The organism is Pseudoduganella rhizocola, assembly GCF_045984285.3.
In the GTDB taxonomy this organism is placed as follows: domain Bacteria; phylum Pseudomonadota; class Gammaproteobacteria; order Burkholderiales; family Burkholderiaceae_D; genus Rugamonas.
Genome location: NZ_JBJQIK030000002.1, coordinates 362,242 through 387,163, shown reverse-complemented (window position 1 = coordinate 387,163; position 24,922 = coordinate 362,242). Strand labels below are relative to the sequence as shown.

Below are 24,922 nucleotides of genomic sequence, written 5' to 3'. Positions count from 1 at the left end.
GATGAGCACCCTATGCAGGATTATGAGCATGCTCAATCAACCTGACAGAACAACGCGGCCCCTGATAGCCCTGCTCTGCTTGCTGTGGGCTGCTGGCGTTCACCCAGCTTCATTGCCGCCAGGCCTGGCCGATGATGGCAAAGCCCGGCTGAATGATTTATTGAACGAGAACCTGGACTACATCAGGAATCAGGGCGGCCCTTACACCGATCCCCAACGCGCGCTGCGGGAATTCGGCGGGTTCTTCGAAGCGCCTCCCTGTCCGCACTGCGAACCGCTAAAATCGCCCACAGAGGAAGAGGAAGCAAGAATCTCCGATGCCATCCGCGCCGAAGCCGAAAACGGCGACCCGAAGGCGCAATTTCGCCTGGCAGGCCGCTATGCGGAGGGCAAAGGCATGGACAGCGACATTGTCCAGGGATTGCACTGGTTGCAGCGTGCAGCCGGCAACGGCAATCGTGATGCAAGCTTTGCGCTCGCGAGGATCTATGACAGTGGCATCGGTGTACCCGCCGATCATGCAAAGGCTGCCCATTTCTATGAAACGGTGGCCGACAGCCGGGTACATGCCGCGATTGCCAACCGAAGGCTTGGCGAAATGAACGAGTTTGGCATCGGCATCCCGCAAGACTACGCCAAAGCAATGGCGCGGTATCACACAGAGATCGCCTTGAATGCGGATTCAATGAGGCCAGTACGCTGGTCACAGTGGTCGGAGTTCGCCATCGGCCGGATGTACGCTCAGGGTAAGGGCGTGCCGCAGGATTATGCGAAGGCCGCCGAATGGTTCCTCACGGTGACTGATAGAGGGGCCAGCTATGGCGGTCTGATCCCCGAAGCCGAATGCGCCCTTGCGATTATGTACTGGACTGGACTGGGAGTTCAACGCAACGAGACGCGCGGTACCTTCTTCCTGCACCGCCCTAATGCAATGAGTATGAAGGCTTGCAAGAAACTGAAGGCGGACCTGTCCTCACAATAGCACTCGCTTTTGGAGCGAAACGACCGTTCCGGTTTAGCGGTCCGCTGGATGATTGACGCCGTCGTTGATTGGCACAAACTTCAGGTCGAACGGATTCACGCCCTCCAGGCAGCCGACGTTGAAGCCGTACTGCTCCGGATTGGACCGCCGCTGGTGGTGCGTGTAGATGCCGCACACGGAACAGAAGAAGTGCTTCGCCGTGCCGGTGTTGAACTGGTAGAGCCGCAGCACATCGGCACCGCGGACGATGGTAATGCCGGATAGCGGTACGGAAGCCACGATGGCGCCCTTGCGGCGGCAGATGGAACAATCGCAGCGGCGTGGATCGACGATCCCGTCCGGCAGCGACAACTCCAGCTCCACCGCTCCACAGTGGCAGGTCGCTTTGTGTTTGGGAAGTATGCGTGTAGGACCGACTTGCAGGATCATGGCAGCACCTCAATGGATTGGCCGAAGCCGGCCAGCTCGTGGAAAATGTCATCGAGGTAGACGATGATTTCTTCGCTTCCAAGGTCCGGCGGAATCACGACGCTGTCCATCTTCCCGCGCTTGCCCGGCTCCAGGCGATAGGCCTGCCAGGCGCCCTGCTCGCGGAGCACTTCGATCTGGAACCTGCCGTAGATGTTGAACCGCATGGACCCGCCTCCTTTCGACAGTGCCAGTATGCCTCAGCGCGAAAAAAAATGGAGGCCGGAGCCTCCATTTTGCTTTGACGCTTAGTTCGTGGTCAGGAACGTCTTGAGCTTGTCCGAGCGCGATGGCTGGCGCAGCTTGCTCATGGCCTTGGCCTCGATCTGGCGGATACGCTCACGCGTCACGTCGAACTGCTTGCCCACTTCTTCCAGCGTGTGGTCGTTCGACATTTCAACGCCGTAGCGCATGCGCAGCACCTTGGCTTCGCGCGGGGTCAGGGAGTCGAGGACTTCCTTGATCACGTTGCGCATCGAAGCGTGCAGCGCTGCATCCAGCGGCGCCAGCGTGGTGTTGTCTTCGATGAAGTCGCCCAGCTGGGAATCGCCGTCCTCGCCCATCGGCGTTTCCATGGAAATCGGCTCCTTCGCGATCTTCATGATCTCGCGCACCTTCTGCTCCGGCATTTCCATCTTCTGCGCCAGCGTCGCCATATCCGGTTCGCTGCCGGTTTCCTGCATGATCTGGCGCGAGATGCGGTTCATCTTGTTGATGGTTTCGATCATGTGCACCGGCACGCGGATGGTACGGGCCATGTCCGCGATCGAACGCGTGATCGCCTGGCGGATCCACCAGGTGGCGTAGGTCGAGAACTTGTAGCCGCGGCGGTATTCGAACTTGTCCACCGCCTTCAGCAGGCCGATATTGCCTTCCTGGATCAGGTCGAGGAACTGCAGGCCGCGGTTGATGTACTTCTTGGCGATCGAGATCACCAGGCGCAGGTTGGCCACCGTCATTTCGCGCTTCGCTTCGCGCGCGCGCTTTTCGCCCGCTGCCATCTGCTTGTTGATGGCGCGCAGGTCGGCCAGCGGCAGCGCCACGCGTTCCTGCAGGTCGATCATCTTGTTCTGCAGTTCCTTGATGGCGGGGACGTTACGGCCCAGCACTGCGCTGTAGGGATAGCCGGCATCGACTTCGCCATCCACCCAGTCCAGGTCCGTCTCGCTGCCCGGGAAGACCTTGATGAAGTGGGCGCGCGGCATGCCGCACTTGTTCACGCACAGTTCCAGCACGGCGCGTTCGATGCTGCGCACCTGGTCCATCTGGCCACGCAGGGTGTCGCACAGGCGTTCCACCACCTTCGCGGTGAAGCGGATGGTCAGCAGCTCGGCCGAGATCAGCTTCTGCGCCTTCAGGTAGGACGCCGAGCCGTACGAGGCCTTGCGCATCTTGTCGTACTGGGTGGAGATCACGGCGAAGCGGTCCAGAGCGTCGGCGCGCAGCTGTACCAGCTGTTCGGCGGAGAAGCCGGCGGAGCCGCCATTGGCGTCGCCGTCTTCCTCAACGTCCAGATCTTCCTCGTCGTCCTCGTCATGCGCGGTGGCCACGACCGGAGCCGGCGTGGTGTCGTCGGAATCAACGAAACCATCGACCACATCGTCCACTTTCAGCTCGTCGTTCTCGATTTTCTCGGCCAGGGCCACGATCTCGGCGATGGTGGTCGGGCAGGCGGAGATGGCCTGGATCATGTCGCGCAGGCCTTCTTCGATGCGCTTGGCGATCTCGATCTCGCCCTCGCGCGTCAGCAGCGCCACGGCGCCCATTTCACGCATATACATGCGGACCGGGTCGGTGGTGCGGCCGAAGTCGGAATCGACGGTGGACAGCGCGGTCGCGGCAGCGGCTTCCACTTCGTCGTCGCTGGCGGCGGCCGGCACGTTATCGCTCAGCAGCAGCGCTTCCGCATCGGGTGCACGCTCGTAGACGGCGATGCCCATGTCGTTGAAGGTGGCGATAATGCCTTCGATCGCTTCCGGATCGACGATATTTTCGGGCAGCTGGTCATTGATCTCGGCATAGGTCAGGAAGCCGCGGTCCTTGCCCATATTGATCAGGTTCTTGAACTGCAGGCGGCGCTTTTCCAGGTCCTCGGCGGAGGCGTTGGCGTCCATGCCCAGCGCGTCGATGCCCTTGGCCTTGCGCTCGCGCGCCTTCGACGCGGCCTTCAGTTCGGCGCGTTCCACCGCGTTCAGCGCGGCGACTTCGTCGTTTTCGGGAGTAAATTCGCTCGGCTTGCGGCCGCGGCGGCCCGGCACTTTCACGCCCGGCAGCAGATAGCCGGAAGTATCGATGGCGGCCAGCGCGGCGGCATCGGTCACTTCGGTCACGGCCGCAGGCGCGGTGGGCGGCAGGGCCGGCGCCTCGGCTTCGGCCTTGGCCTTGCGCACGCGGGTCGCTTTCGGCGCGGCTTCCACGGGCGCTGCCACCGCTTCCACCGTGGCGGCCTTGCGGGTCTTTTTCGGCGCTTCCGCGGCAGCCGTTTCCGGCACGGCCACAGCGGCCAGGCGGGAACGGGTTTTCTTCACGACGGTAACTTTGCCAGCTTCCTCTTGCGCATTGTCGATCACATAAGCTAAAGTCGTCTTGGTTACGGCCAGCGGCGCAGCAGCGGCACGCGGCTTTTTAGCAGACAAGGTCAAGGTCTTTGGCGTTTTCGTCATTCAATATCTCTCTGAGCCATGGCTGGTGGACACGGCAAAGTGAATAATCCACCCGGCCCGGCAATGCGGTCCCGATGGCACGTATATGGGGATCATCCGGAATGAAAAAAGCCCGTTGTACGGGCCCGGCTTCCGTTGAATGTATTCAGTGCGAATAGAAGAGAGGGCACATGCCCAAACGCAGAACAACAAAGGGCCGCAAGCCCCGGTCAACAACTCTTTATTAAACTGAATCTGCACCGCCCTGCATTTGGTGCGTCGATCATTATACATGGTTTGGGCGCGCTTCGCACGCGGCATCTTGCGCCGGTATGGTATGCTGGCGGCTCTTGCTTTTTCCTATGAAGTCGATGAACACTAGCCTCACCCCTCCGCCGGCAGACGGCCAGCCGTCCGCCACGGCGCCAGCGCCAAGCGCCCGCTCCCTGCTCAAGCAATTGCAGCAACAATTCCCCGCTTTCCGCGATTGCCTGCCGCTGGCCATCGGCATCGACAAGCAATTGCTGGCTGCGCAGCCGGAGATCGACCGCAAGCTGATGCGCGCGGCGCTGGGCATCCACACCGGTTCACAGCGTTATCTGCGCGCCATGGAAAAGGCCACGGTGCGCTATAACCTGGACGGCAGCGCGGGCGCCGAAGTGACCGATGTGCACCGCAAGCACGCCAAGGACACGCTGCAGGAACGTTTCCGCAAGGAGGCCGAGCGCAAGAAAGCCGAGCGCGACGCCGCCGCGGCCGAGGAAGCGAACCGCCGCCGCCAGGAAAAGCTGGAACAGCTGACCGCCAAATTCTCCCGCAACAAATGAGCGGGATGCCCGCTGCCCAGGATCCAGCGCTGCCGCCCTATCCCGGCATTGCGCTGGCCGATGTGCGGCTGGTGAAAAGCGCGGCCGAGGCCGAGGAGGCGCGTGCTGCGCTGCTGGCGGCCGACGTTATCGGTTTCGACACCGAATCCAAACCCACTTTCGTCAAGGGACAGAGCTCGGATGGTCCCCATCTGGTGCAGCTGGCCGATGAGCGCAGGGCCTGGCTGTTCCCGCTGGGCGCGGACTACTCGGCGGTGCTGCCGGCGCTGAAGGCCGTGCTGGAGTCTCCCTCGACCATCAAGGTTGGTTTTGGCCTGTCCGACGACATGAAACGCGTGCGCAGCAAGCTGGGCATCGAGCCGCAGCAGGTGGCCGACCTGTCGGTGGTGCTGCGGGTGCCGGGCCAGAAGCACGACCTGGGCGCGAAGAGCGCGGTGGCCAAGTATTTCGGCCAGGCGCTGCAGAAGTCGAAAAAAATCTCCACCACCAACTGGGCCGCGCCGCGCCTGAGCGACAAGCAGATGCTCTACGCGGCCGACGACGCCCAGGTCGCACTGCGCATCTACCGCCACTGGATCGCGCTCGGCAACACCCTGCCCCCGATCCGCCCACCCAAACCCGCCAAACCCCGCCCGCCGCGCCCCGCGGCCAACAGCTGAGCCCTTGTCCACCCTGGGGACAGGCACCGATGTGGACACGGACTGAAGCATTGGCGCTGATCAGCCCGTGTCCACTTTGGTGCCTGTCCCCAGGGTGGACACGAAGTCAGCTGTGGGCGAGGTGGCCGAGGGTGCTTAGGGCGGATTCGTGGGTGGCGTCCCACAGGTGGCCGTAGTTCAGGCGGATGCAGTGGGCGTAGTCGCGCTTGGCGCTGAACATGGGGCCGGGGGCGATGCTGATGCCTTCCGCCAGCGCGCGGGCATGCAGCGCCAGCGCGTCGCTGCCGGCCGGCAGCTCTACCCACAGGAAGTAGCCGCCTTGCGGCCGCGTCACGCGTGTGCCAGCCGGGAAATGGGTGGCAATCGCGTCCAGCATGCGGTCGCGCTGGCGTTCCAGCACCACCCGTAACTGCCGCAGATGGCGTTCATAGCCGCCCTGCCCCAGGTAGTCCGCCAGCGCAAGCTGCGAGGGCATGGCGGCGGCCAGGCTGGTGGTCAGCTTGAGGCGCTCCACGGCGCGCGCGTAGCGGCCCGGCGCGGCCCAGCCGACGCGGAAGCCCGGCGCCAGGCACTTCGAGAAGGAACTGCAGTGCATGACGATGCCTTCGCTGTCGTAACGCTTGGCCAGCGCGGGACGGTGGGCGCCGAAGTACAGTTCGCCGTACACATCGTCTTCGATCAGCGGCACGCCGTGCTGCGCCAGCAGCGTAACCAGGGCCTGCTTTTTCTCGGGCGGCATCAGGCTGCCCAGCGGATTCTGGAAACTGGTCATCAGCCAGCACGCTTTGGGCTTGTGCTGGTCCAGCGCCTGCGCCAGTGCGCCGAGGTCCATGCCTTCGCGCGGATGCGTGGCCACTTCCACTGCCTTGAGCTCGAGCCGTTCCAGCGATTGCAGGGCGGCGTAGAAGCTGGGGGATTCCACCAGCACCGTGTCGCCGGGCCGCGCTACCGCCTGCAGGCAGAGGTTCAGCGCTTCCAGCGCGCCATTGGTGATGATGATGTCGTCCGCCGCCACCGGCGCGCCATCGAGCTGGTAGCGCAAGGCGATCTGGCGCCGCAGTTCGGCGTTGCCGGGCGGGAGGTCCGCCACCGTGGACCAGGGGTCGATGAGGCGCATGCTGTTGCTGACCGAGCGCGCCAGCTTCTCCAGCGGGAACAGCAGGGGGCTGGGAAAAGCCGATCCGAAAGGCACCATGCCCGGCGCGCGGCTGGCGTCCAGCACCTGGAATACGAGGCTGCTTACGTCCACCGCCGTGGAGGCGGCGTCGGGCCGCGATACTTCCGGCTCCGGCGGCGCGCGGCGCGCGGCCACAAAGTAGCCGGAACGGGGCCGCGACTGGATCACGCCTTTTGCTTCCAGCTGGTAGTAGGCCTGGAACACCGTGGACGGGCTCACGCCGCGCCGTTCCTGCTGCGCGCGCACCGATGGCAGCTTTTCACCAGGCCGCAATACGCCTTGCGCCACCAGTCCTTCGATTTCAGCCGCCAGCGTTTCGTATAGCTTCAAATCTGATTACCTCGTTTCGGTCGGCATCTGCGCCTGTTCCCGCGGCGCCGGGGGGAGTAAGATGTCATCATGACTATTCTCTCATCTTCCCGCTTCCGCCGGGCAGTGCTCTGCCTCGGCTTCCTGCTGCCGGTTTTCGCCAGTGCGGCGCCCGAGCTGAAGGACACGCTGGAGCAGCGCCTGGCGCCCTGCATGAGCTGCCACCAGGTCAAGGACCGCAACGATGCCTTCTTCCCGCGCATCGCCGGCAAGCCGGCCGGCTACCTGTACAACCAGCTGCTGAACTTCCGCGATGGCCGCCGCCAGTATCCGATGATGAGCTATATGGTGGAACAGCTGCCGGAAGCCTACCTGCGCGAGATTGCGCAGTTCTACTCGGAGCAGCATCCTCCCTACCCCGCGCCGCAGCCGAACAGCGCCACGCCCGCCATGGTGGAACGCGGCCGCGTGCTGGCCCTGCATGGCGATCCGGCGAAGAAGATTCCCGCCTGCGTTTCCTGCCACGGCGCGCAGCTGACCGGTGTGGCGCCCGCAATCCCTGGCCTTATCGGCCTGCCGCGCGACTATATCAACGCGCAGTTCGGCGCCTGGAAGAACAAGGTGCGCAAGGCGCATGCGCCGGATTGCATGGCCGACGTGGCAGATCGCCTGTCCGAAGCGGATGTGGCGGCCGTTTCGGGCTGGCTCTCGCTGCAGCCCGCCGATGCGGCGGCGCGTCCTGCCACTTCCTTGCCCGAGCCGCTGCCGCTGAAATGCGGCGGCGTGCCACAGTGAGGAGCGCACCATGAAAAAGACACTGCTCGCCCTCCTCGCCTTCCTCCTTGCCACCGCCTGGTTCCTGTGGCCCAGCCATGACGACGGCCCGCCACCGAGCGCCACCTCGCTCGCAATGCCGGCCGCCGAAAAAGTGGCGCGTGGCGCCTATCTCGCCAAAGCAGGCGACTGCATGGCCTGCCACACCACGCGCGGCGGCGCCCAGTATGCGGGCGGCCGCGCGCTGCAAACCCCGTTCGGCGCCGTCATTTCGCCCAATATCACCTCCGATACGGAAACCGGCATCGGCAAGTGGACGGCGGACGATTTCTGGAACGCGCTGCATAACGGCCGCGCCGCCGATGGCCGCCTGCTCTACCCGGCCTTCCCGTACACGAACTACACTGCCATCACGCGCGATGATTCGGATGCGCTGTATGCGTTCTTCCGCACCGTGCCCGCCGTGAAGCAGGCCAACCGTCCGCATGAACTGCGCTTCCCTTATAACCAGCAGATTGCGCTGGCTGCCTGGCGCGCGTTGTATTTCAAGCCCGCTGTCTTCAAGCCGGAGCCGAAGCAGTCCGCCGAATGGAACCGCGGCGCCTACCTGGTCCAGGGCCTGGGCCACTGCAGCGCGTGCCACAGCGCCCGCAATGCACTGGGCGGCAGCGACGGCGGCCTGTCCGGCGGCTTGCTGCCGGTGCTGGGCTGGTATGCGCCCTCGCTGAATTCCGATGCCGAAGCGGGCCTCGGCGACTGGGAAATCGACCATATCACCGCCCTGCTCAAGACCGGCATTTCGCCGCGCGCCACGGTGTTCGGGCCCATGGCGGAGGTGGTGCGCGCCAGCCTGCAGCACCTGGAGGACGCCGACGTGCGCGCCATGGCGGTGTACCTGAAAGCGCTTCCATCGCCGGACGGCAAACCGGAAGAGTACAAGCGTTCGAAAGCGCCGGAGGCGGTGGCCTTCCTTGAAGCCGGCGCAAAGATCTACAAAGCGCAGTGCGCCGAGTGCCACGGCGACAAGGGCGAAGGCATTCCGCCGCACTACCCGCCGTTGGCTGGCAACCGCGCGCTGACGATGGACGAAGCGGCCAATCCGGTGCGCATCGTGCTGAATGGCGGCTTCGCGCCCGGCACGGCGGGCAATCCCCGCCCCTATGGCATGCCGCCCTTCAGCCATGTCCTCGACGATACCGAGGTGGCCGCCGTGGTGTCCTACCTGCGCAGTGACTGGGGCAATAATGCCCGCCCGGTCACCGGTGTGGAAGTAAACCGCTACCGCAACGTGCCGCTGGATTAGCCAGCAGCCTGTCCCGCCATCCTGCATTCTGTTCCGCTCCGGCTGCGTTCTGTCGCACGCCGGATGCCCCCTTGTGTGCCCTGCCGTACCATGCAAGGCATACGAACACCAATACATGGGGAGAACAGAATGTTTGCTAAAAAAATCACAACCGCCGTCAGCGCCGCCCTGCTGGCCGCCAGCGCCTTCGCCGTCGTCGTACCGATGAGCGAAGCTGTCGCGGGGCCGCTGAACTGGATGCGTGGCGAGCGCGTGCAAGGTAGTGGCCACATCGTGAAACAAGCGCGCGACGTGGCCCAATTCTCAGGACTGGCGCTGAGCATCGGCGCCAAGGTGGACGTCCGGCTGGGCAACAGCGAAAACGTCAGCATCGAAGCGGACGACAACATCATGCCGCTGCTGGAAACCGTGGTGGAAGACGGTTCCCTGCATATCCGCCCCAACAAGAAGAACCTGCAGCTCGATTCCCGCAATATCCGCGTGGTAGTCACCACACGCAAGCTGTCGAACATCTCGGTCGGCGGCTCGGGTTCCGTCACGGCGGCTGAAATGCGCGGCGAAAAGGTGTCCTTCGATGTCGGCGGCTCCGGCAGCATCGATGTGCGCGAAGTGAAAAGCGAACGTGTGGCCATCGCCCTTGGCGGCAGCGGCAGCGTGAAGGCCGGCGGCAAGGCGGAACGCCTGGAAGTGTCGATCGGCGGTTCGGGCAACGTCAAGGTGGGCCAGCTGGCCGTGCGCGAAGCATCGGTGAGCATCGGCGGTTCGGGCGACGCCGTCGTGAACGCGTCCAAAGAACTCAGCGTGAGCGTGGCCGGTTCCGGCGACGTTGGCTACTACGGCGACCCGCAGGTCAGCAAAACGGTTCTCGGCTCCGGCGGCGTGAAGCGCCTCGGCAGCGCGCCGTAAGACAAAGGCGCAAGTGATGGTTTGACCCGCCCGGCAGGCTTAGGACCCGCCGGGCTTGTCATTTTCTAGAGGTCGAACTTCAGTTCGGCCACCAGCGTACGCTGGGTGTAAGGGTGGAAGGCCCAGTACTTCTTGTTGTTCAGGTTATCCACCCCGGCGGACAGCGTCCACTGCCTGCTGATGCGGTAGCGCGCACGCAGGTCCGCCACCAGGAACTCCGATACCCCCATATAGGCAAAGCCGTTCGGATCGCTGTTATCCAGCGTGCCGAACTGCTTGCCGCTATAGCGCAGGCCGAAGGTCGTGCTCCACTGCTCGCCGGCGCGCCAGGTAGCGAGTAAGGTTGCACGCCAGCGCGGCACGCGCGGCTGCTGCTTGCCCACGCTGGCCGGGAAGGCGCCGTTCTCCTTGATGGTGGAATCGGCATACGTCAGACTGCTGTTCACGGACAGCTGCGGCCACCACAGCTGATCCTCCTGCTGCGACAGCTCCAGCCCATTGGTGACAATGCCGCCCACATTCTGCACCGTGTTCACCGTTGGCGTGAGCGCCTGCGAATACAGCGCATCGCGCGTGCGCTCATGGAACAGCGTGGCGCGCACACTGCCCTTGTCCGTCAGCCGTTCCGCCGTCAATTCCGTGGTCCACGACTTCTCGGCGCGCAGGTTCGGATCGGTGTTGACCGGCTTGCCGTCCACGATGGAGCCCTGGAACAGTTCCGCCGCCGTCGGGTTGCGGACCGCGCGGCCTGCGGATGCCTTGAGCGTCCACTCGTCGTTCGCGCGCCAGGCCAGCGCCGTCTTCGGCGACCAGGCATTTTCGCTGCGGGCCGGAAGCCCGACGCCGGAGAGCTTGCCGCCGAAGGCCTGCCAGCGCTCGAAGCGGCCCCCCAGCGTGAGGCGCCAGCTTTCATCGATGCGCCAGGTGTCCTGCGCATACAGGCTTTCGAGGCGGGTTTCGCCGTCGAAGCTGGAGATGAAACGGCCGCTGGTGGCGCGGGTCCAGCCGGTAGCGCCGAACACGCGCGTGCGCAGCTTCGCCGCCTCGCGCTGCACGCCGAAATCGACGGTGTGCGTGCCGGGACGCCAGATGCCCTTCAGCGCCAGCGTATTCCAGCCGCTGCCTTCCATATCGGTGATATTGGACGGCGTGCGCGCCAGGTCGCGCTGGTAGTCATACAGGCTGGCTGCGATCTCCCAGTCGAACAGGCCTTTCGTATGCTGCTTGAGCGACAGGCCATGCATCTGGTGTTCGAGCTCGTTCAGCTGCGGCGCGAAGTCGCTCGGCGCCAGCGTATAGCGCTTCCCGCCCACATTGATATCGCCCAGCGTTACGGGCTTGCCGCTGCCGTCGCGCAGGTAGGACTCCACATGGCGCTGCGCATCGTTCTGCCACCAGCCCAGCGTGTAGCTGGCGCGCAGCGTCGGCGAGAAGTCATAGGCCAGCTTGAGCTTCGCATGATCCTGCACGGTGTGGATCTGGCTCGTGGCGCCGAGGATCAGCCATTCCCGGTTGGAGGGATTGCGGCCCAGGATAGCGCCCGTCACCGGCACACCCGCGCTGCTGTTCACACCGGACGAAACGAACTTGTTGGCAAAGGCCAGCGGCTGGCCATTGTTGTCGGTGCGCGAAAGGTTAATCCACCACGAGAACGCGCCATTGCGGTCGCCCAGCGAAGCGCTGGCCTGCTTGCCGTAGTAGTTGTCGTCCGTGCCGTATTCCGCGAACTGCTGCGCGAAGCCGGACAGCTTGAGATGCGCTTCCAGCTTCGTTGGCATGCGGGTCTGGTAGTCCACCACTGCGCCCACCGAGTTGCCGGGATAGGTGGCCGAGAACGGGCCGTACAGCACGTCCACCCGCTCGATTTCTTCCGGCGTCACCAGGCCCCAGCGCGGGGTAAATGTTGCGCCATTGCCCAGCAGGTTGGAAAGCTGGATGCCGTCCGCATACACCAGCGAGCGGGCGCTGTTGCCCGTGCCGGATGCGCGGCTGGCCAGCACAGCGTGGTCGTAGTCGCCCACATAGCGCTTGCGCACGTTCAGGCTTGGGAAGTACTTGAGCGCGTCCTCGCTGTCGAAGGCGTTGATACGCTCTTCAATCTGCTGCGCGGTGATGCTCTCGATGGTGGTTGGAATCTGCGTCGGCAGCGAACTGGGACGGCCACCGTTCACAGTGACGGTGTCCATGACCTTTTCGGTTTGCGCCTGCGCGGACGCGGCAATGCCCGCCGCCGCCAGCATCGCAGCCAGCGGTTTCAATCGGATTGTCTTCATGGCAGCCCCTCAGTGCACGTGCGCCGGGGCAGCCTCGGAAGGCAGCACATCCAGCACGGGCGCGGGCGCCTTGAGTTTCACATTGGCTTCGCCTGGCAGTTCGTCCCACGACATGCTGCCTTTCACGCAGGTCTGCACTACCTTGAAATAGCGCTTGCCTGCTTCCGGCGACAGCTTCGCCTGCATCGAGAACTCGTCGTAGTACTCGTCCGGCAGCGGGCCGCCGGTCCAGGTGATTTCGGTCGGCGAAATGGCGATTTTCCAGCCCTGCTTGGGCATGGGTTTGGCTGCGCCCACGCCTTCCGGCATGACGACGGTAAGGGCGCGCGTGGCGCTGCCCTGGCAGCCGTGGCCGACGCGGAACGTGAGCTTCTGGTAAGTGCCCGCCGTGGCGCTGCGCTGTTCCAGCGTGACATGGGCGTGCGCGTTCTGCGCCAGCAGCAGGGCTGCGGCGATGGCGATCATTTTGTTCATAATTCGCCTCCGTTTAATGGCCGGCGTGCGGGCTGTAGCTCAGGGGCTTCACAGGCACCTGAACTTCTACCTGGCTGCGCTTCTTGTCCTTGCCTTCGAAGACGAGGGTGAGCGGCACGGTGCTGCCCTCCTTCATCTGCTGCTTCAGCTGCATCAGCATGATGTGGTAGCCGCCGGACGCCAGCGCCACCGGCTTGCCTGCCGGGAGCTCGATGCTGTCCACCGGCGACATCATCATGCGGTTGTCCTTCATGGACATCTGGTGCAGCTCGGCGCTGCCCGCGACGGGAGTGCGGGCTTCAACCAGGCGCACGTCCTGCGCCGATTGCAGCTGCATGAAGGCGCCGGACGCTTTCGCGGCCGGCACGGTGGCACGGATCCACGGATCCTTGACAGTCACCTGGGCGGATGCAGTGGAAATAAAGGCGGCGCTCAGTGCGCACGCGAGAAAAATCTGTTTCATGGTTCAACTCCTGAATTGGTCGGATGGTGCGATCAAGGTTCAGGCGTTGGCGGGCGGTCCGCGCGGATGCGCGGCAACCCAGATCTCCAGCGGCTGCGGGGCCTGGTAGAACAGCGGGGGATGGATGCGCCCTGCCCCTTCCGGCAGCAGCAGCGCGAATTCAACAGGCGGCAAGCCGGTGCTGCCGGCGTGCGTAAGGCAGTAGGCGCAATCGGCCATGTTCATGGCTTCGGCTGGCTGCGGCGCAGGCTTGCTGCGGTCGGTCAGCGCGCGGAAATCCGCTTCCGTCAGCTGGCCGTAGCCGCTCAGGCGGGTGCCATCGTTCAGGCAGATTTCCCAGGTCTTCTGGCCGTTCATGGCATGCGAAACCGAAGGCGCGAGCGCATTCAGCAGGATCGCAAAGCAGGCGATCCATGCACTGAGCAGGCGTGTCGTCGATTTCTTCATGCGCGAGATTATAGCTTAGCGTTCGGATTTCCACGTTTCGCGGTCCACCTGCACGGTCTCCGTGCCGTCGGTGAGCCAGATCTGGCCATCCTGGATCGTGCATTGCAGCTGCATGCTGCGCTGGGCCATTTTCTCCAGCGCGGCCGTGGTCTCGGACGGCAGGTTGATCACGGTGAGGTTCTTCGCGCGCTCCACCTTGTTGGCCAGCTGCTTCCACCAGATCGGGCTGGCCGCGCTGTAGCTGTAGACGATGACGTGCTCGGAACGGCCGCAGCCCTTCAGGATACGGCGGTCGTCCGGCTGCCCCACTTCAATCCACAGCTGGATGGCGTCGGTGAGGTCCTTCTGCCACAGGTCCGGTTCCTCCACATCGAACATGCCCTTGGTGAAGCTCAGCGCTTCGTCGGCGTGGATGGCAAAGGCCAGCAGGCGCACCATCATGCGTTCGTCGGTTTCGGACGGATGGCGGGCCAGCGTCAGCGAATGGGTTGCGTAGTAATTGCGGTCCATGTCCGCAATCGAGAGTTCTGCCTTGTAGATCGTTGCTTTGAGTGCCATCTGAAAAATGCTTTACTTGAAAATCACGGTACGGTGGCCGTTCTGCAAAATGCGGTGTTCGACGAACCACTTGACGGCGCGCGCCAGCACCACGCATTCCACGTCGCGGCCGATGGCGGACAGCGTGTCCGCATCCATCGAATGGTCGACGCGTTCCACGTCCTGCTCGATGATCGGGCCTTCATCCAGGTCGCCGGTCACGAAGTGCGCGGTGGCGCCGATCAGCTTCACGCCGCGCTGGTGCGCCTGCGCATACGGCTTGGCGCCCTTGAAGCTGGGCAGGAAGGAATGGTGGATATTGATCGCCTTGCCCTTCAGGCGCGCACACAGCTCCGGCGACAGGATCTGCATATAGCGCGCCAGCACCACCAGGTCGATCTGGTGCGTTTCCAGCAGCTCGATGATGCGCGCTTCCTGCGCCTGCTTGGCCGATTCCGGCGCGCCGGCCGCCAGCGGCAGGTGGTGGAAGGGAATGTTGTAGCTGGCCGCCAGCTGGTAGAAGTCCATGTGGTTGGACACGATAGCCGGAATCTCCACCGGCAGCAGGCCGCTCTTGTAGCGGAACAGCAGGTCGTTCAGGCAGTGGCCGATCTTCGACACCATGAGCAGCACGCGCGGCTTGTAGTGCGCGTCGCGCAGCTCCCATTCCAGGCGCATGTCCTCGCCCAGCGCCGCGAAATCGCTGCGCAGCGCCTGGTCCGTGACCGCGGCATCCTCGCGCGCAAAATGCACGCGCATGAAGAAGCGCTTCTCGTCCTGGTCGCCGAACTGCGCGGAGTCGATGATGTTACAGCCGTGTCCGGCAAGGAAGCCGGACACCTTATGCACGATGCCGCGCTGGTCCGGGCAGGAAAGCGTAAGGATATATTCGGGCTGGGTGGTCATGGCTGCGTCAATTCAACAATGGGGACAGTATTGTCGCATGAACCACGGACCTGCTACCCGCGCGCCATAAAAACAGCGTTCCCGCTACGCTGGAAAGGCCTACCAACAAGGAGAAAGCGCATGAGTACCCAAAGCCATTCCGCCAGGGCGAAAGATGCCGTGGCCCTTCTTACAGCCGATCACAGCAAGGTCAAGCAGCTGTTCACCGAATACGAAAAACAACAGAACATCGGCGACATCAGCCTCAAAGCCGACCTCGCCTTGCAGATCTGCCTTGAATTGACCATTCATACCACCATCGAAGAAGAGATCTTCTATCCTGCAGTACGCACGGAGACGGGAGACCGGAAGATGGTGGAAGAAGCGATCCAGGAGCACGCCGAAGCCAAGGAGCTGATCGCGCGCATCCAGGGCCTCGCGGGGGATGACCCCGATCTCGACGGTACGGTCGCCCTGCTGCGGCGTGCCATCGAGCACCACGTCAGCGAAGAGGAAAGCGAAATGTTCCCGAAAGCACGGGAATCCGGCGCCGACCTGACGGCTCTGTGCGAACAGCTGCAGGAACGCAAGGAGCAGCTGGAGCATGACATGAGTGCCGCGCCATTGCGGGCCGGCACGCGGGAAGCGCGCGGCGAGCGCTCCGCCATCGGCCAGGCAGATTCCTGAGCCGCATGCGGAACTAAAGCAGCCGCCACTTCTCTAACCAGGCGAGACAGTTTCACGCTGTCTCGCGGCCCGCGCATGTTGCCCGGGTCGAACGATGGACCGAGAGAGGTGAGAGATGGCTACACAACAAGGTGACAAAGGCAGCAGCCAGAAGGCCGATGGCCAAAGCAGCCAGAAAGGCACGAGCAAACGCGGTTTCGCAGCGATGGATGAAGCCACCCAGCGCCAGATTGCCAGCAAGGGCGGCCAGGCAGCGCACCAGAAAGGCACGGCGCACGAATTCGACTCCGAAGAAGCACGCCGCGCAGGACAAAAAGGCGGCGAAGCGGTCAGCCGCGACCGCGAACACATGGCGGAGATCGGCCGCAAGGGCGGAGAAAGCCGCCAATCGGCCAACCGCGGCGCCCGCCAATCCGCCAAAGACAGCAAATCCTCCGAATGAACGACGATGGTACTGACACCGTGGGGTCAGGCACCCAGTGTCAGGTACTGACACCGGTGCCTGACCCCACGGTGTCAGTAGCTCGTCAGTAAGCGCGCACGCTTGCCGGAGCAAAAAACACGGAAAAATTGTCCGCGCTACAATAATTTTCGTCCTTTACTCCACTGATAAGAGGCCCCCATGAATGACCGCACTGAGAAAGTCGCCGGCGGCGCGCTGGCAACCCCTACCGACCTGGGCAACAAAGCCCGCGAAGATGTGGCCAAGGGCATGAACCGCCTGCTGGCTGATACCTTCGCGCTGTATGTGAAGTGCAAGAACTTCCACTGGCATGTGAGCGGCCCGCATTTCCGCTCCTATCACCTGCTGCTGGACGAGCAGGCTACGGCCATCTACGCGATGCTGGATCCGATCGCCGAACGTGTGCGCAAGCTGGGCGGCATGACGATCCGCTCCATCGGCCATATCGGCAAGCTGCAGACCATCAAGGACAACGATTCCGACTTCGTGGAAGCCACCGCCATGCTGGACGAGCTGCGCGCCGATAACCAGGCGCTGGTGAAGGCCATGCGCGAAGTCCACGAGCTGTGCGACGAGGACAACGACATCGCCACCGCCAGCCTGCTCGAGAACTGGATCGACGAAGCCGAGGAACGCATCTGGTTCCTCTACGAATCTACGCGCACTCAGTAATCATAAACGTGCTCGATGGCCATGCCTTCGGCCGGCGCTTCCAGCAGGAACTGGGACAGCGCCGCCACCGGCACCACGAGCGCACGCCGCTTGCGGCCTGGCTCCGTCACGATGGGCTGCTCGAACAGCACGCGGACGCCGGGCGGCAGCGAGCTCATACCGCGATCCGTAATCACCGACACCAGAATCATGGAATCATTGCCCGCAACATCCACCAGCCGCACATTCATCTCGGCCAGCCGCGTTGCCGCCAGCTTGAAGTTGTCGTAGCGCGGCAGCTCCAGCACGGCGCGGTCGTCCTGCAGCGTGAGCAGATGCCGCACGCCTTCCGGCGGCACGAAGTCCTGCGGCACGCTTTGCGCAACGACCTGCGTCGTCATCTGGGCCGGTTCGTAGGCGGAGCGCGTGGCCAGCTCAATCATCTTGCCGTAAATCGCTTTGACGATATATTCAGTGCTCAGCGCATAGCGCCGTTCAAGCTTGCGCACCACATCGGGGCCGATTAGCGGCGTGTCGGTCCACAGCCCTTTCAGCTTGCTCATGAAGCTGTAGCGGTACCAGGGCTCGCGGCGGATGAAGTCCACATAATCCTGCGCGGTCTGGGCGCCGTAACGGTCTTCCGCCGTCAGTTTGCCGCCCGAGAATATCCAGCTGGCGCGCCCCACGGTATTCTCGTAGATCCAGCGCAGTCCATATTCCGCCGTGGTGCTGCCCGCGATCACGCAGATCATGACGTGGTAGCCGATATTGGCCGGATAGCCGGCCCGCAGCTGCTCCGCCGTTACGCTGCGGTAGCTGGACCACAGCTGGCCGACATGCCGCAGGAAGGGAAAGCCGTGCGCCGGCTGGACCGAGGCAAACCGCGCGTACTCCGCCGGACTGCTGACGAGGAACCATTCCGGATAGGTGAGGAAAGTCTGCTCCACGCTGCGCCGCTGGTCATGCATGATGGGACTGTCGTCCGCGGCCAGCGCCGCCAGGCTGGCCAGCAGCACAACGGCGCCCGCCAGCCCGCGCAGCCACTTCATTGGCCGGCTCCGACGCGGCGGAAGGCCATCAGCACATTGTCGGACGGGTCGCCGTCCTGCACCAGGCGCTCGCCCGTGTGTTCGAAGCCGGCGGCCTCGATGCGCCGTATCCATTCGTCCACCGAATCGAAGAAGCGCAGCTCGGCTTCATTGGTCGCCCACGATTCGCCCAGCCCCGCATTGAAGACGCAGTGCGCCAGGCTCACGAACTGGTGCATCGCCTTGTCGCGCACATCGTGGTCGCGCACCACGAAGTAGCCGCCCGGGCGCAGCACGCTGGCAATCGAGTCGAGGAAAGGATCGAGCTTTTCCGGCTCCATGTGGTGCAGGCCTGCGAAGCAGCTCACCAGGTCGGCGCTCTGCTCCGGCAGCGTCAAAGGCGCATAGCCGTTCAGCGGCACGAAGGAGCCGGGCCGGAACAGCTGGCCGCGCTCCACGATATCGGGCAGCGTGTAGCCGGGTTCGCGGTCATGCACCAGCGTGACGCTGCCGCTCAGTTTCAGGTGCTTTCTCAGCGTGCGCACATACTGGCCCGGGCTGCCGATCTCCACGTAGTCGCGCAGCGGCTGCTCGCCCAGCAGGCGCGCAGTCTGCACGCCCATCTCCTTCTTCTGCACCGCCAGCGCCGGCAAGGCGTAGCGCAGCAGCGAGAGCGGCGGCGTAATGCCCGGCAGGCCGGATTGCAGCGCGCGGTAAATCGTCTCTTCGTCCTGGTGCTTGCGCGTGGTTTGCGAGATCAGCGTATGCAGCCGGTCTTCCGGATACACATTGAAGATATTCTGCAGGAAGGCATAGAAGCGGTCCGATTCATCCGCGCTGTTGTAGACGGCGTGGAACAGGCTTGGCGCCTCCGGCTCCGGCGCGTCATGCCTGATGGTGGGCGCATAGTATTTATCCCACAGCGCACCGCGCAGGCGGTAGTCGGGATCGAGCGCGCGCTTCAGCGCGAACAGCTCCTTCGCTCGCGGGTAGGCGCGGTGGAACTGCTTGGCCGTTGCGTGCAGCTGGTACGGCAGGTAATAGGTGCCGCCGCATTCGAGTGCGGCTTCGATCAGCTCACGCGTCCACACGCCCACGCGCTCCTTGGCATTGTCACGCGTACGCTGCTTGTGATAGAGCACGAAGGCAAAGGTCTCTCCCCTCGCCCACGACAGCAAGGTTCCCGGATCGCCCAGCGCATGGCGGATCGAGATATTGATGGTGTTGACCTTGTGCCGCTTGAGGATCTCAGCCATCTTCGGAATGAATTCCATCATGCGGTCATAAGGCACAAAGTATTCCTGCAGCACATAGGTGCGCTGGCGGCGGCCCACAGGTTCCAGTTCGGCGGTGTCGTAGCCCGCTTCGTAATTGCGCCAGTGGACCTTGCGGCGCATGTACAGCAGCGGATCGATCAGGTATTCGCGCCGCAGCTTGCCGAACGGCGTCTCGGACACGGACCACAGGAAATACAGTTCGGCCAGGTAGGCGCCGCGCAGCGGCTGCAGGCGCGGGCTGTCCGCAGGCAGTTCGGTCTCGCACCACGTTACCGCGCGTGCGCTCTGGTAATGCGGAGGATACAGGTCCGCATTGTGGAAGATGGCCTCCTTGCGGCCACGCACATTGGCATCAAACCACTGCAGGTAAGCATCGGTGCGCATCTTCGTGCTGTCGCGTGCAACGCGCGTATTCGGCACCAGCTCCAGCGTGGCTTCCGCAATAATGCCGATGCCGCCATAGCCGCCGATCGCGGCGAAGAACAGCTCCGCATTCTCGGTGCGGCTGCAGTGCCGCACTTCGCTGCTCGCCAGCACCAGCACAATACTCTGCACCGACAGCACCACGGGACCAAGGCCCATATAGCGCCCGTGCGCGTTCACCGACAGCGCACCGCCCACGGTGAAGTTGGCATAGGTCTGCATGATCTTGACCGACAGTCCATGCGGATCGATGAAGCGCTGGATATCGCTCCAGCGTATGCCCGCCTGCACGCGGATCAGGCGCTTGTCCGGCTCGAAAGCCAGCACCTGGTTCATGCAGCGCATGTCCAGGTGCAGGCTGCCCGGGCTGGCCGTGTGGCCGCCCATACTGAAATGGCCGCCGCCTACTGAAATGGGCAGCGAAGTCTTGCGCAACGCATCCTGCAGCTCGCTGATGCTGGTGGGCGTGGTAATGGCGAAGACCGAAGTCGGGTTCAGCTGCGTTACGTCGTTGACAGTTGGCATGGCAGGATCTTATTTGGAGATGTCAACCTGGAGATAGTCGAAGCGCGCCAGCGGGTCCGGGCCATAGACATTGCTGCCGTCCGCGCCACGGCGCAGCAGGAGCAGCAGCACCCAGATCGGCCCCAGCACGGGAATCACCAGCAGCAGCAGCGGATAGCCGGAGCGGCCGGTATCGTGCAGGCGCTGGGTGGAGATGGCGAGGGCGCTCCACAGGAACAGCAGCGCGAACACGCCCTGCGCCAGTTCGCCGCCAATTTCCCGCGCCAGCAGGCCGAAGGCGGCGCATACCAGCGCGGCGAACAGAACCCGGTAGAACCAGCCCAGGCGATGCAGGCGGCCATGACTCAGAAAGAACGCAGAAAGTAGTTCCATGGTAGTGGGCTCATCCAAACCGATTGTCGACCAGCTAAGATGCTGCCATGAAATATCTAATGGCGCAAGGAAAGGAAATTTCCCTTGTTGTTATGAGCTGGAAACGCCCAGAATAACACTGGATGCCTTGAATATGGCAGTGGCCGCTTTACCGGGAGCGAGCCCGAGTGTCTGCTCGCTTTCGCGCGTCACGGTGGCGGCCAGCACGCCGCCGCCCGGCAGCGCAATGCTCACCTCGGAATTCACGGCGCCCGCCTGTACCCGGTCGATCACGCCGGCCAGCTGGTTGCGCGCCGACAGCCGCCCTCCTTCATCGCCGGTAGCCACAATGATGGACGAAGCCTTGATCAGCGCAAAGGCCTGCGCGCCTTCCTTCAGCCCCAGGCTTTCCGTGCTTTCGTGCGTGATGATGGCAACGATCTCCTGGCCGCCGACGATATCCAGCGTGACTTCGTCGTTGACGGCGCCGCGCTTGAGCGTTTTTACGGTGCCGGAGAACTGGTTGCGCGCGCTGGTTTTCATGTTCAGGTTTTTCAGCAGGAGGAAATCGTCGGCCAGCGCATGCGACTGGCGGCTCAGGTCTTCAATGAAGCGCCGGTGCGCCGCCTCGATCTGGCGGAAATTCTGCACCAGCTGCTCGCCGCGCGCGGTAAGCCGCGTGCCGCCACCGCCCTTGCCGCCCGCCAGGCGTTCCACCAGCGGCTCGCCGGCGAGGTTATTCATCGCATCGATGGCATCCCACGCGCCCTTGTAGCTCATCTTCACCGCCTTCGCCGCCTGCGTGATGGAGCCATGTGCGGCGATGCTGGCCAACAGGGCCACGCGGTCAGGGCCGCCGAGGTGTTCGCCGTCCAGCGTCATCCACACCTTGCCTTCCAGCGCGATCTGCCTGTCGCTCATACGCCCTCCCCGGCTATGGCGCCGTCGGCCATGGTCAGCACCTGGCCGCCGAAGGTGGCGGCATCGTCGGGATCGTGCGTAATCAGCAGCATGGGAATGTCGAGGCGGCGCTGCAGTGCATCGAGTTCGGCACGCATGCGTACGCGCAGCGACGGATCCAGCGCGGCAAAGGGTTCGTCCAGCAGCAGTGCGGACGGCTCGGCGACCAGCGCGCGCGCCAGCGCCACCCGCTGCCGCTGGCCGCCGGAGAGCTGGTCCGGCGTCTGGTGCGCCACGGCGTCCAGCTCGAAGGCCTGCAGCCAGTAGCGCAGCGTTTCATTGTCCGCTTTTGCCGAAGGATTCCACAGCCCGCGCTGCAGGCCGAAAGCGATATTCTGGCGCACGTTCAGGTGCGGGAACAGCGCATAGTCCTGGAACAGGTAGCCCACCTGCCGCTGCTGCGCCGGCAGGTCGATGCGCGCCGCGCTGTCGAACAGCGTGCGCCCGGCCAGCACAATGCGGCCGCTGTCGGGCCGCATCAGCCCCGCCATCGCCTTCAGCAGCTGGCTCTTGCCAGCACCCGATGCGCCGTAGATCACCACGCGCTTGCTATGCGCCTCGAAACGCGCGCGCAGCCGGAATTCGCGCCTGCCCGAACGTAGCGTCTTGTCGACGTCGACCTGCACCAGCGCCGTCATGCCTGCACCTCGCGCGGCGGCGTGAGCCGGTTCGCCAGCAGCAGCACGGCGATGCAGGTCACGGAAGTAATCAGCACCAGCAGGTTGGCGGTATCGTCCTGCCCTGCCTGCACCGCTTCATAGACGGCAATCGACATGGTCTGGGTTTTGCCGGGAATGCTGCCCGCCACCATCAGCGTTGCGCCGAACTCGCCCATCGAACGGGCGAAAGCCAGCAAGGCGCCCGCCAGCACGCCGCGCCAGGCCAGCGGCAGCGTCACGCGCAGGAAAATGCCGAGCCGCGATACGCCAAGCACGCGCGCGGCCTGCTCGAACTGAATGTCCACGGTTTCGAACGCCGACCGTGCGGCCTTCAGCACCAGGGGAAAGCCGACGACCGCCGCCGCGATAACGGCGCCCTGCCAGGTGAAAATGAGATTGATGCCGAAGGCGGATTGCAGCCACGCGCCGATTGGCCCGTTGCGGCCGATCAGCACCAGCAGGTAGTAGCCCAGCACCGTGGGCGGCAGCACCATGGGCAGCGTGAGCACGGCATCCAGCACATCGCGGCCGAAGAACCGCGTGCGCGCCAGCAGGTAGGCGAATGCCATGCCCAGCAGCAGGTCGATGGCGGTGGCCCACAAGGCCACCTTCAGCGAAAGGCCAAGCGCAATCAGGGCAGGTTCGAAGCTCATGGGCGGCCGAAGCCGTATTTCGCGAGGATGGCCTGGCCTTGCGCGGACATCGCGAACGCGGCGAACTGGCGCGCGCCTGCGGCGTTTGGCGCAGCCGCCAGCACCGCCATCGGGTAACGGATGGGCGACGGTGTGGGCACCGGCATCAGCACTTTCACCTTGCCTGCCTGGGCCGCCACATCGGTGGCGTAGACGAAGCCTGCATCCACTTCACCGCGCGCCACATAGTCGAGGCTCTGGCGCACGGACGTGGCGAAAACGAAGCGCTCTTCGATGCCGGTCCACACGCCCGCCTTTTCCAGCGCTTCGCGCGTGTAGCGGCCCACAGGTACGCTGGCCGGGTTGCCGGTGGTGAGGCGCCGCAGCGAGGGCTGGCGCAGCGCGTTCAGGTCCGGTACCGCCAGCGTGCTGGACGCCGGCGCAATCAGCACCAGGCTGTTGCGCGCAAAGATGCGGCGGCTGCCTGGCGCCAGCAGCTTCTGCGCTTCGGCCTTGTCCATCGCGTCCTCATCGGCCGATGCAAACACATCGACCGGCGCGCCCTTGGCAATCTGCTGCACCAGCGTATCCGACGCGGCAAAGTTCAGCAGCACCTTGCCGCCAGGATGGGCTGCCTCATAGGCGCCTCCCAGTTCGCGGAAGGCATTGGTCAGGCTCGCGGCGGCGGAAACCGTCACATCGGCGGCCATGCCCCCCGTAGCGGCGCAGGCCAGCCCCAAGGCGGCAAACACTCTGTGCAGCATGAAATGGTCCTTATCAAAAGCGCTATATACTGAATTATATAGCGCTTTTGATTCACGCTGGCTCCACCCGCAATGTCCCCTCCTGCAGAGGGCGCAGCAGGATCTGGTAGACGTCCATGTCGAAACGCGCCGGTTTCGCCTTGCCGCGCGGCTTGCGGTCGCCGAGATAGCACCAGCCGTCGACCAGGTGGCGCCGGCGCAGGCCATGCGATTCCTCGACGATGGCGACCGCCCCCTGATACGGCCAGCGCGTGATATGCAACGGCGCCAGCGCGGCCTGCACGCGGGCCGTGTGCTGCGCAGCGCTCTCCTCGCCCACGCAGGCGCCGCGGCAGCGCACCAGCTGGCGCGCAAAGCAGGGCCGTCCCGGCGTGGACTTTTCCAGCCCGGTCAAGGCCGAGCACAGGCCGGCAGTCTGCGCGACGTCGCGCAGCGTCTCCAGCGCCGCCTTCTGGCTGCCGAACAGGCCATACAGCCCGTCGGTGCGGGCGAAATCCACCTCGCGCGCGAACACCACCTGCGGCGTGGCGCCCGCCAGGCTCAATGAACACATCTCTCGGAAACGCCGCAGTTTGCTGTTGAACACCGGTTGCTGCTCCTTCACCAGCTGCGCCTCGCGCAACAGCGCCCCGATTTCGCCGCCTGTCAACTCAAAATCGATATGCGCGGTGCGGCCCAGCATCTGCGCTTCGGAAGGCGTGCGCAGGTGGCTCATCACGCGGTGGCGGATATTGACGCTCTTGCCAATATAGATGGCGGTGCCGTCGGCATCGCGGAAAAAGTAAATGCCCGGCTGCGCCGGCAGCGCATCGATGCAGGCGCGGGGAATGTGCGCGGGATAGCTGAAGTTCAGGACCGTATCGGGGCAAACCAGCAGTCCCACGGAATTGACGTGGGTGTGCATGCCGCCATCATACAAGCTGCCATGTGACGAGCATATAGCACATTACTTATTACTATCTTCTGATTTCGTTGTTGCCAACACGAATTTTTTTGTGGAAAACGGGGGAATCCAGGGAGATCGCATCACCGCCTCAAACTCAACTCCTAGTCCTGCGGCTTGGCTCATTGGCGTAAGTGTGCAGCCAGAATGGGGGTCGAAGTTCAAATACGCGACATCGCCCTCATATAAAACATAATATTTTTCATTGGGACCAAGTTTTAGGTGCTTAGCCTGCGTCTCGCCATCGCGCTTGATGAATATATCCGGAACACGATCTTCTCTAGGAAAGATACGAAGCTCGTCGCCAGCGCGTTCCAGCTTATCGGTCGAACAAAGCCCCACTGATTCCGCGAAAACTGGCACTGAAGACAGCAATAGCAAAATAAAGATTAATTTATGCATAGTGGTAGTCTGCCTCAAGAAACGTAGCTGC

Annotated in this window: 28 protein-coding genes; 9 read left to right on the top strand and 19 right to left on the bottom strand. The window is 63.8% G+C overall.

Going from position 1 to position 24,922, the window contains the following annotated elements; translation table 11 throughout:
• Nucleotides 1-28: 28 nt before the first annotated feature.
• Nucleotides 29-982 (top strand): tetratricopeptide repeat protein, encoded by a 954-nt coding sequence (locus tag ACJRPG_RS05490; protein ID WP_407999031.1) that lies wholly within the window; start codon nucleotides 29-31, stop codon nucleotides 980-982.
• Between the two features lie 33 nt (nucleotides 983-1,015).
• On the opposite strand, the gene ACJRPG_RS05485 is transcribed toward ACJRPG_RS05490, so the two are convergent.
• The 3 genes from ACJRPG_RS05485 to rpoD all read right to left on the bottom strand — a co-directional run bounded on the left by ACJRPG_RS05485 (nucleotide 1,016) and on the right by rpoD (nucleotide 4,113).
• On the bottom strand, nucleotides 1,016-1,411 hold the full coding sequence (locus tag ACJRPG_RS05485; RefSeq protein ID WP_407999030.1) for a GFA family protein: 396 nt from the start codon (nucleotides 1,409-1,411) through the stop codon (nucleotides 1,016-1,018).
• Complete coding sequence (locus ACJRPG_RS05480) at nucleotides 1,408-1,617, bottom strand: DUF7661 family protein (protein WP_407999029.1); 210 nt, start codon at nucleotides 1,615-1,617, stop codon at nucleotides 1,408-1,410. The genes ACJRPG_RS05485 and ACJRPG_RS05480 overlap by 4 nt, the downstream gene beginning before the upstream one ends.
• A gap of 81 nt (nucleotides 1,618-1,698) precedes the next feature.
• Nucleotides 1,699-4,113 carry an RNA polymerase sigma factor RpoD gene (gene rpoD, locus ACJRPG_RS05475; protein ID WP_407999028.1) on the bottom strand — a complete coding sequence of 805 codons (2,415 nt, stop codon included), beginning with the start codon at nucleotides 4,111-4,113 and terminating at the stop codon, nucleotides 1,699-1,701.
• Nucleotides 4,114-4,463: 350 nt separating this feature from the next.
• Between rpoD and ACJRPG_RS05470 the strand changes: the two genes are divergently transcribed.
• A complete protein-coding gene (locus tag ACJRPG_RS05470) occupies nucleotides 4,464-4,919 on the top strand; it encodes a ProQ/FINO family protein (protein ID WP_407999027.1) in 456 nt (151 codons plus the stop codon).
• A 5-nt stretch (nucleotides 4,920-4,924) separates the two neighbouring features.
• Nucleotides 4,925-5,578 carry a 3'-5' exonuclease gene (locus ACJRPG_RS05465; RefSeq protein WP_407999383.1) on the top strand — a complete coding sequence of 218 codons (654 nt, stop codon included), beginning with the start codon at nucleotides 4,925-4,927 and terminating at the stop codon, nucleotides 5,576-5,578.
• Nucleotides 5,579-5,684: 106 nt separating this feature from the next.
• On the opposite strand, the gene ACJRPG_RS05460 is transcribed toward ACJRPG_RS05465, so the two are convergent.
• Entirely contained in the window at nucleotides 5,685-7,085 is a 1,401-nt protein-coding gene (locus tag ACJRPG_RS05460; protein ID WP_407999026.1) for an aminotransferase-like domain-containing protein, read from the bottom strand.
• A 69-nt stretch (nucleotides 7,086-7,154) separates the two neighbouring features.
• On the opposite strand from ACJRPG_RS05460, the gene ACJRPG_RS05455 reads away from it, so the two are divergent.
• The 3 genes from ACJRPG_RS05455 to ACJRPG_RS05445 all read left to right on the top strand — a co-directional run bounded on the left by ACJRPG_RS05455 (nucleotide 7,155) and on the right by ACJRPG_RS05445 (nucleotide 10,047).
• On the top strand, nucleotides 7,155-7,859 hold the full coding sequence (locus tag ACJRPG_RS05455) for a c-type cytochrome (RefSeq protein ID WP_407999025.1): 705 nt from the start codon (nucleotides 7,155-7,157) through the stop codon (nucleotides 7,857-7,859).
• 10 nt (nucleotides 7,860-7,869) lie between these two features.
• Entirely contained in the window at nucleotides 7,870-9,141 is a 1,272-nt protein-coding gene (locus tag ACJRPG_RS05450) for a c-type cytochrome (protein WP_407999024.1), read from the top strand.
• Between the two features lie 129 nt (nucleotides 9,142-9,270).
• On the top strand, nucleotides 9,271-10,047 hold the full coding sequence (locus ACJRPG_RS05445; RefSeq protein ID WP_407999023.1) for a head GIN domain-containing protein: 777 nt from the start codon (nucleotides 9,271-9,273) through the stop codon (nucleotides 10,045-10,047).
• A 65-nt stretch (nucleotides 10,048-10,112) separates the two neighbouring features.
• Here the strand turns inward: ACJRPG_RS05445 and ACJRPG_RS05440 are convergent, their stop codons facing one another.
• From ACJRPG_RS05440 to purU, 6 genes are read right to left on the bottom strand one after another with little or no spacing between them, the layout of a single operon-like run.
• Nucleotides 10,113-12,320, bottom strand: a complete 2,208-nt coding sequence (locus ACJRPG_RS05440) for a TonB-dependent receptor (RefSeq protein ID WP_407999022.1) — start codon at nucleotides 12,318-12,320, stop codon at nucleotides 10,113-10,115.
• A 9-nt stretch (nucleotides 12,321-12,329) separates the two neighbouring features.
• Nucleotides 12,330-12,794, bottom strand: a complete 465-nt coding sequence (locus ACJRPG_RS05435) for a YcnI family copper-binding membrane protein (protein ID WP_407999021.1) — start codon at nucleotides 12,792-12,794, stop codon at nucleotides 12,330-12,332.
• A gap of 13 nt (nucleotides 12,795-12,807) precedes the next feature.
• Nucleotides 12,808-13,257 (bottom strand): copper chaperone PCu(A)C, encoded by a 450-nt coding sequence (locus ACJRPG_RS05430; RefSeq protein ID WP_407999020.1) that lies wholly within the window; start codon nucleotides 13,255-13,257, stop codon nucleotides 12,808-12,810.
• A 39-nt stretch (nucleotides 13,258-13,296) separates the two neighbouring features.
• A complete protein-coding gene (locus tag ACJRPG_RS05425) occupies nucleotides 13,297-13,704 on the bottom strand; it encodes a DUF2946 domain-containing protein (RefSeq protein ID WP_407999019.1) in 408 nt (135 codons plus the stop codon).
• Nucleotides 13,705-13,719: 15 nt separating this feature from the next.
• Nucleotides 13,720-14,262 (bottom strand): YaeQ family protein, encoded by a 543-nt coding sequence (locus ACJRPG_RS05420; protein WP_407999018.1) that lies wholly within the window; start codon nucleotides 14,260-14,262, stop codon nucleotides 13,720-13,722.
• A gap of 12 nt (nucleotides 14,263-14,274) precedes the next feature.
• Nucleotides 14,275-15,147, bottom strand: coding sequence for a formyltetrahydrofolate deformylase (purU, locus tag ACJRPG_RS05415; protein ID WP_407999017.1), 873 nt, complete (start codon nucleotides 15,145-15,147; stop codon nucleotides 14,275-14,277).
• A gap of 120 nt (nucleotides 15,148-15,267) precedes the next feature.
• Between purU and ACJRPG_RS05410 the strand changes: the two genes are divergently transcribed.
• The 3 genes from ACJRPG_RS05410 (at nucleotide 15,268) to ACJRPG_RS05400 (ending at nucleotide 16,948) form a co-directional block, all read left to right on the top strand.
• Nucleotides 15,268-15,813, top strand: coding sequence for a hemerythrin domain-containing protein (locus ACJRPG_RS05410; protein ID WP_407999016.1), 546 nt, complete (start codon nucleotides 15,268-15,270; stop codon nucleotides 15,811-15,813).
• Between the two features lie 115 nt (nucleotides 15,814-15,928).
• The gene (locus ACJRPG_RS05405) at nucleotides 15,929-16,255 is read left to right on the top strand and encodes a KGG domain-containing protein (RefSeq protein WP_407999015.1); all 327 of its coding nucleotides are present in this window, start codon (nucleotides 15,929-15,931) and stop codon (nucleotides 16,253-16,255) included.
• Between the two features lie 180 nt (nucleotides 16,256-16,435).
• A complete protein-coding gene (locus tag ACJRPG_RS05400) occupies nucleotides 16,436-16,948 on the top strand; it encodes a Dps family protein (protein WP_407999014.1) in 513 nt (170 codons plus the stop codon).
• On the opposite strand, the gene ACJRPG_RS05395 is transcribed toward ACJRPG_RS05400, so the two are convergent.
• From ACJRPG_RS05395 to ACJRPG_RS05355, 9 genes are all read right to left on the bottom strand, one after another.
• Complete coding sequence (locus ACJRPG_RS05395; protein WP_407999013.1) at nucleotides 16,942-17,976, bottom strand: hypothetical protein; 1,035 nt, start codon at nucleotides 17,974-17,976, stop codon at nucleotides 16,942-16,944. The two genes, ACJRPG_RS05400 and ACJRPG_RS05395, sit on opposite strands and share 7 nt — an antisense overlap.
• On the bottom strand, nucleotides 17,973-20,180 hold the full coding sequence (locus ACJRPG_RS05390; RefSeq protein WP_407999012.1) for an FAD-binding protein: 2,208 nt from the start codon (nucleotides 20,178-20,180) through the stop codon (nucleotides 17,973-17,975). Before ACJRPG_RS05390 ends, ACJRPG_RS05395 begins: the two co-directional genes overlap by 4 nt.
• Before the next feature lie 9 nt (nucleotides 20,181-20,189).
• Complete coding sequence (locus tag ACJRPG_RS05385) at nucleotides 20,190-20,552, bottom strand: DUF805 domain-containing protein (RefSeq protein ID WP_407999011.1); 363 nt, start codon at nucleotides 20,550-20,552, stop codon at nucleotides 20,190-20,192.
• Between the two features lie 90 nt (nucleotides 20,553-20,642).
• Entirely contained in the window at nucleotides 20,643-21,452 is an 810-nt protein-coding gene (locus tag ACJRPG_RS05380; protein ID WP_407999010.1) for a TOBE domain-containing protein, read from the bottom strand.
• Entirely contained in the window at nucleotides 21,449-22,129 is a 681-nt protein-coding gene (locus ACJRPG_RS05375) for an ABC transporter ATP-binding protein (protein WP_407999009.1), read from the bottom strand. The genes ACJRPG_RS05380 and ACJRPG_RS05375 overlap by 4 nt, the downstream gene beginning before the upstream one ends.
• Entirely contained in the window at nucleotides 22,126-22,803 is a 678-nt protein-coding gene (modB, locus tag ACJRPG_RS05370) for a molybdate ABC transporter permease subunit (protein ID WP_407999008.1), read from the bottom strand. Before modB ends, ACJRPG_RS05375 begins: the two co-directional genes overlap by 4 nt.
• The gene (gene modA, locus ACJRPG_RS05365; protein ID WP_407999007.1) at nucleotides 22,800-23,546 is read right to left on the bottom strand and encodes a molybdate ABC transporter substrate-binding protein; all 747 of its coding nucleotides are present in this window, start codon (nucleotides 23,544-23,546) and stop codon (nucleotides 22,800-22,802) included. The genes modB and modA overlap by 4 nt, the downstream gene beginning before the upstream one ends.
• 52 nt (nucleotides 23,547-23,598) lie before the next feature.
• The gene (locus ACJRPG_RS05360) at nucleotides 23,599-24,450 is read right to left on the bottom strand and encodes an endonuclease (RefSeq protein WP_407999006.1); all 852 of its coding nucleotides are present in this window, start codon (nucleotides 24,448-24,450) and stop codon (nucleotides 23,599-23,601) included.
• A 42-nt stretch (nucleotides 24,451-24,492) separates the two neighbouring features.
• The gene (locus ACJRPG_RS05355; RefSeq protein WP_407999005.1) at nucleotides 24,493-24,891 is read right to left on the bottom strand and encodes a hypothetical protein; all 399 of its coding nucleotides are present in this window, start codon (nucleotides 24,889-24,891) and stop codon (nucleotides 24,493-24,495) included.
• Nucleotides 24,892-24,922: the final 31 nt, after the last annotated feature.

Bases quoted from the DNA above. Each gene is read 5' to 3' on its own strand.
- ACJRPG_RS05490 (WP_407999031.1), top strand. From the start codon at position 29: ATGCTCAATCAACCTGACAGAACAACGCGGCCCCTGATAGCCCTGCTC.
- ACJRPG_RS05485 (WP_407999030.1), bottom strand. From the start codon at position 1,411: ATGATCCTGCAAGTCGGTCCTACACGCATACTTCCCAAACACAAAGCG.
- ACJRPG_RS05480 (WP_407999029.1), bottom strand. From the start codon at position 1,617: ATGCGGTTCAACATCTACGGCAGGTTCCAGATCGAAGTGCTCCGCGAG.
- rpoD (WP_407999028.1), bottom strand. From the start codon at position 4,113: ATGACGAAAACGCCAAAGACCTTGACCTTGTCTGCTAAAAAGCCGCGT.
- ACJRPG_RS05470 (WP_407999027.1), top strand. From the start codon at position 4,464: ATGAACACTAGCCTCACCCCTCCGCCGGCAGACGGCCAGCCGTCCGCC.
- ACJRPG_RS05465 (WP_407999383.1), top strand. From the start codon at position 4,925: ATGCCCGCTGCCCAGGATCCAGCGCTGCCGCCCTATCCCGGCATTGCG.
- ACJRPG_RS05455 (WP_407999025.1), top strand. From the start codon at position 7,155: ATGACTATTCTCTCATCTTCCCGCTTCCGCCGGGCAGTGCTCTGCCTC.
- ACJRPG_RS05450 (WP_407999024.1), top strand. From the start codon at position 7,870: ATGAAAAAGACACTGCTCGCCCTCCTCGCCTTCCTCCTTGCCACCGCC.
- ACJRPG_RS05445 (WP_407999023.1), top strand. From the start codon at position 9,271: ATGTTTGCTAAAAAAATCACAACCGCCGTCAGCGCCGCCCTGCTGGCC.
- ACJRPG_RS05440 (WP_407999022.1), bottom strand. From the start codon at position 12,320: ATGAAGACAATCCGATTGAAACCGCTGGCTGCGATGCTGGCGGCGGCG.
- ACJRPG_RS05435 (WP_407999021.1), bottom strand. From the start codon at position 12,794: ATGAACAAAATGATCGCCATCGCCGCAGCCCTGCTGCTGGCGCAGAAC.
- ACJRPG_RS05430 (WP_407999020.1), bottom strand. From the start codon at position 13,257: ATGAAACAGATTTTTCTCGCGTGCGCACTGAGCGCCGCCTTTATTTCC.
- ACJRPG_RS05425 (WP_407999019.1), bottom strand. From the start codon at position 13,704: ATGAAGAAATCGACGACACGCCTGCTCAGTGCATGGATCGCCTGCTTT.
- ACJRPG_RS05420 (WP_407999018.1), bottom strand. From the start codon at position 14,262: ATGGCACTCAAAGCAACGATCTACAAGGCAGAACTCTCGATTGCGGAC.
- purU (WP_407999017.1), bottom strand. From the start codon at position 15,147: ATGACCACCCAGCCCGAATATATCCTTACGCTTTCCTGCCCGGACCAG.
- ACJRPG_RS05410 (WP_407999016.1), top strand. From the start codon at position 15,268: ATGAGTACCCAAAGCCATTCCGCCAGGGCGAAAGATGCCGTGGCCCTT.
- ACJRPG_RS05405 (WP_407999015.1), top strand. From the start codon at position 15,929: ATGGCTACACAACAAGGTGACAAAGGCAGCAGCCAGAAGGCCGATGGC.
- ACJRPG_RS05400 (WP_407999014.1), top strand. From the start codon at position 16,436: ATGAATGACCGCACTGAGAAAGTCGCCGGCGGCGCGCTGGCAACCCCT.
- ACJRPG_RS05395 (WP_407999013.1), bottom strand. From the start codon at position 17,976: ATGAAGTGGCTGCGCGGGCTGGCGGGCGCCGTTGTGCTGCTGGCCAGC.
- ACJRPG_RS05390 (WP_407999012.1), bottom strand. From the start codon at position 20,180: ATGCCAACTGTCAACGACGTAACGCAGCTGAACCCGACTTCGGTCTTC.
- ACJRPG_RS05385 (WP_407999011.1), bottom strand. From the start codon at position 20,552: ATGGAACTACTTTCTGCGTTCTTTCTGAGTCATGGCCGCCTGCATCGC.
- ACJRPG_RS05380 (WP_407999010.1), bottom strand. From the start codon at position 21,452: ATGAGCGACAGGCAGATCGCGCTGGAAGGCAAGGTGTGGATGACGCTG.
- ACJRPG_RS05375 (WP_407999009.1), bottom strand. From the start codon at position 22,129: ATGACGGCGCTGGTGCAGGTCGACGTCGACAAGACGCTACGTTCGGGC.
- modB (WP_407999008.1), bottom strand. From the start codon at position 22,803: ATGAGCTTCGAACCTGCCCTGATTGCGCTTGGCCTTTCGCTGAAGGTG.
- modA (WP_407999007.1), bottom strand. From the start codon at position 23,546: ATGCTGCACAGAGTGTTTGCCGCCTTGGGGCTGGCCTGCGCCGCTACG.
- ACJRPG_RS05360 (WP_407999006.1), bottom strand. From the start codon at position 24,450: ATGCACACCCACGTCAATTCCGTGGGACTGCTGGTTTGCCCCGATACG.
- ACJRPG_RS05355 (WP_407999005.1), bottom strand. From the start codon at position 24,891: ATGCATAAATTAATCTTTATTTTGCTATTGCTGTCTTCAGTGCCAGTT.